The organism is Micromonospora sp. NPDC049799, from assembly GCF_040656655.1.
Taxonomy (GTDB): domain Bacteria; phylum Actinomycetota; class Actinomycetes; order Mycobacteriales; family Micromonosporaceae; genus Micromonospora.
In genome coordinates this window covers 1-3,815 of the sequence record NZ_JBFAMU010000478.1, presented here as the reverse complement: position 1 = coordinate 3,815, position 3,815 = coordinate 1, and the positions used below count along the sequence as shown (strand labels likewise).

General features: G+C 73.8%; 4 protein-coding genes. 3 read left to right on the top strand and 1 reads right to left on the bottom strand.

Translation table 11 applies throughout. The features are described from left to right. The 3 genes from AB0I76_RS24835 to AB0I76_RS24825 form a co-directional block, all read left to right on the top strand. Positions 1 to 365, top strand: a 365-nt coding sequence (locus AB0I76_RS24835) for a thiamine pyrophosphate-dependent enzyme (RefSeq protein ID WP_357039965.1), incomplete at its 5' end; no start/stop codon positions are given. After that, a complete protein-coding gene (locus AB0I76_RS24830; RefSeq protein ID WP_357039962.1) occupies positions 366 to 1,337 on the top strand; it encodes a transketolase C-terminal domain-containing protein in 972 nt (323 codons plus the stop codon). Positions 1,338 to 1,340: 3 nt separating this feature from the next. Next, on the top strand, positions 1,341 to 2,699 hold the full coding sequence (locus AB0I76_RS24825) for a hypothetical protein (RefSeq protein WP_357039959.1): 1,359 nt from the start codon (positions 1,341 to 1,343) through the stop codon (positions 2,697 to 2,699). Between the two features lie 64 nt (positions 2,700 to 2,763). Here the strand turns inward: AB0I76_RS24825 and AB0I76_RS24820 are convergent, their stop codons facing one another. Next, on the bottom strand, positions 2,764 to 3,495 hold the full coding sequence (locus tag AB0I76_RS24820; protein ID WP_357039956.1) for an SGNH/GDSL hydrolase family protein: 732 nt from the start codon (positions 3,493 to 3,495) through the stop codon (positions 2,764 to 2,766). Between the last annotated feature and the right edge of the window lie 320 nt (positions 3,496 to 3,815).

Here is a 3,815-nt window from a genome sequence, read left to right as displayed (position 1 = left end):
TGGACGTTGTGCACCCGGTGGAGGTAGGCGCGGTCGCGGCCGCCGCGGTCGCCGGTTGGCGGGCCGGGGGGGGCCCGGAGCTGGTCGAGGCCCGCACCTACCGCTTCGACGCGCACCACACCTTCGAACACGCCGTACGCCTGGACTACCGCCCGCCGGACGAGGTGGCCCGGGGCCGGTCCCGGGACCCGGTGGAGATCGCCGGGGCGCGGCTGGCCGACGCCGAGCGGGCGGCGGTGGACGCCGAGGTCGAGGCCACCCTCGACGCGGCGGTCGAGTTCGCCCTGGCCAGCGCCGAGCCGGACCCGGCCGACGCGCTGGCGTACCTGTACGCCAGCGGGTTGACCGCCCGGGGAGGTGGCTAGATGCCGAAGCTGTCGTACCGCCGGGCGCTGACCCGGGCGCTCGCCGACGAACTGGCCCGGGACCCGGACGTGTTCCTGCTCGGCGAGGACATCCGGGTCGCCGCGTCCAACGTCACCGCCGGGCTGCTCAAACGGTTCGGGCCCGACCGGGTGCTCGACACCCCGCTGTCGGAGCAGGCGTTCACCAGTTTCGCCACCGGGGCGGCGCTGGCCGGGATGCGGCCGGTGATCGAGTTCCAGATCCCGTCGCTGCTGTTCCTGGTGTTCGAGCAGATCGTCAACCACGCGCACAAGTTCCCGCTGATGACCGGCGGGCAGTGCGCGGTGCCGGTGACCTACCTGGTGCCCGGCTCCGGTTCCCGTACCGGGTGGGCGGGGCAGCACTCCGACCACCCGTACAGCCTCTTCGCCCACGTCGGGGTGACCACCGTCGTGCCGGCCACCCCGGCCGACGCGTACGGCCTGCTGGTGTCGGCGGTGCGCTGCGACGACCCGGTGGTGGTGTTCGCGCCGGCCGGGGCGATGGAGCTCCGCGCCGACGTCGACCTCGCCGGGCTGGCCCCGGTGCCGCTGGGCCGGGGACGGGTGCACCGCTTCGGCGACGACGTGACCGTGGTGGCCGTCGGCCACCTCCTGCACGACGCCCTGGCCGTCGCCGACGACCTCGCCGACCAGGTGTCGGTGGAGGTGTTCGACCCGCGCACGCTGTACCCGTTCGACACCGACGGCCTGCTGGAGTCGGTGTCGCGCACCGGCCGGCTCGTGGTGGTCGACGACTCCAACCGGTCCTGCGGCATCGCCGGGGAGGTCATCGCCACCGTGGTCGAGCGGGTGCGCCTGGTCGCGCCGCCGCGCCGGGTGACCCGCCCGGACGGGGCGGTGCTGCCCTTCGCCCCGGCGCTGGACCGTGCCGTGCAGCCGGGCCGCGAGCAGCTGCGATCCGCGATCCAACACGTGATGAAGGACGGGTGAGACATGCTCGACGTCGACTACCGCTGGCCGTCGGCCGCACGGGCCTGGCTGGACCTGCCCGCCGACGTCCGCGCCGACATGGTGACCGCCGGGGCGCAGTCCTGGCAGGAGATCTTCGACGGGCGGGCCACGTACAACAAGCAGTGGCGGCTGGCCCGGCCGCCGGTGATGGACGAGACGTCGCTCGGCGTGCTCAACGCCGTCTGCGACCGGCTGGCGCAGTTGATCTTCGAGGCGTGCCGGCGGCGTGCCGGCACGGCGGGGGAGCTGCGGCGGCTGCTGGGTGTGCCGGACGGGGAGACCCGGCTGCTGGACGACGACGAGCCGCTGACCGAGGCCCTGCTGGAGGCGTTCCGCCCGGACGTCCTGCTCTCCGACGGGCTGCCCCGCGTCGTGGAGTACAACATCGACTCGAGCCTCGGTGGCGCGTTCGACGCGGACACCACCGTCCGGCGGTTCGTCGAGGTCTACCGGCGGCGCGGCCTCACCGACCGGATCCGCCTGGAGGCGGCGCCGTCCGCGGTGGACCGCCGGTTCGCGGCGATCCGCTCCGGGCTGAGCCTGCCGGAGGGGGCGCGGGTCGCGATGCTGCTCGACTTCGACGCCGAGTACCCGGGACTGGACGACCCGGAGCGGTTCATCCGGGTGCTGGCGCCGGTGGTCGAGCGGGCCACCGCGTTCGGCCTGGACCTGGTCATCGCCCCGGTCTCCCAGTTGACGGTGGACGACCGGTCCCACCTGGTCGCGCGCGGCGCCCCGGTCGACGGGGTGTTCCGGCTGTTCGTGCCGAACCGGGTCACCCCGAGCGCGGGGGTGGACGCCCTGGAGACCGCCCTCGCCGCCGGCACCGTGCCGATGTGGGTCTCCGCCGCCGCGTGGCTGATCGCCAACAAGGCGGCCTTCGCGTGGCTGTGGGACGACGCCGACTCCCTGCCCACGGTCGACCGGGACCTCGTGCACCGGTACGTGCCGCGCACCTGGACGCTCACCCCGGACCTGCTCGACCGGGCCGTCGCCGACCAGCGTGACCTGGTGTCGAAGCCGGCGGACGGCTCGGCCGGGGTGGACGTGCTGATCGGCCGGGAGTGCGACGCCGACACGTGGCGCGACGGGGTGCGCCGGGCGGCCGAGCGGGGCGGTTTCATCCTCCAGCAGTACGTGCGGGCCGACGACGTCCCGCTGGACTTCGTGCACATCGAGACCGGCGAGACGGTGTCGGCGGACGTCCCGTACAGCATCGCGCCGTACCTGTTCGGCCGCGAACCGGCCGGGGCCTGCATCCGCACCGGCTTCCCCGGCTGCGACGCCGTCCTGAACCTGGCCCGCGGCGTCCTCCTCTCCGGCCTCCTGGTGACCGACTGACCTCTCCGCTGCCGACCACCCACCCTGCCGCCCGCCCTTCGGGCTGTTGATCAAGGGATTTGCGTCACGCGACACCAGTACCGGTGGCGCGAACCCCTTGATCAACAGGGTGGCCGGGGCGGGCGGCGGGGTGGGCGCCGAGGGCGCGGAGGGTTTCCGCCGTTGCTATGGCGTCGCTGCGGGCGCTGCCGTGGCGACCGTCGCTGCTGTAGATGGACGGGTCGGCCGTTTGCGGATGGTCGGTCAGGTGGACGTGGACGGTGCCGAGCCGGTCGGCCAGGGCGCGGGTGTGCGCGGCCAGGCGGCGCATGCGTTCGCCGAGGCCGGCTCGGACCTTCTCCGGCACGGCGGGGCTGTGCGAGACGTCGAACATGCCGACCGTGATCACGTCGGCGCCGGCCGCCTGCAGCGCCTCGACCATGGCGGTCAGCTCGGCGTCGACCGCGGCCGGGTCGTACGCCGGGCGGAACGCGTCGTTGCCGCCGCACACCACCAGTGCGAGGTCCGGCCGGAACTCCAGTGCCGGGGCCAGCTGGGTGGTGCGTACCTCGTGCGCCCGCAACCCGCGCAGCCCGAGGTTGAGGTACGCCAGCTCGGGGCGTACGGCCCGGAGCTCGGCGGCGATCCGGTCGGCCCACTGCACGTCCGGGTAGCCCGGCACCGGCTCGCACAACCCCTCGGCCACGCTGTCACCCAGCACCACGAACCGCCGCCACGGGTGGTCGCGCAGCAGCGCCGCGCTCTCCCCGGGGCGCAGGCACCACGGATCGGTCGCTTCGATCGACGTCGACGGCATGCCGGCACGCTAGCGGACACCCGGCGACGCGTCGATCGTCCGATCGGGACAGCGTATCGACTTGCGCCCCTTTACCTGCCGGCTGACCAGTGTAAATATGTGTCCATCGATCGACAGACCGTCGGTCCCGCCCTCCCCGGGAGGAACGCGTGAGACTCACTCGACGTGGTGTGATGTCCGCCGTCACCGCTGCCCTCGTCGGCGCCACCGTGGCCGTCACCCCGGCCCATGCCGCCCCCGCCGACCTGACCGCCGAACGGGCCGTATCAAGCGGTTCATGGAACACCTGAACCCGCGCGACGCCAAGGTGGTGGCCCTGG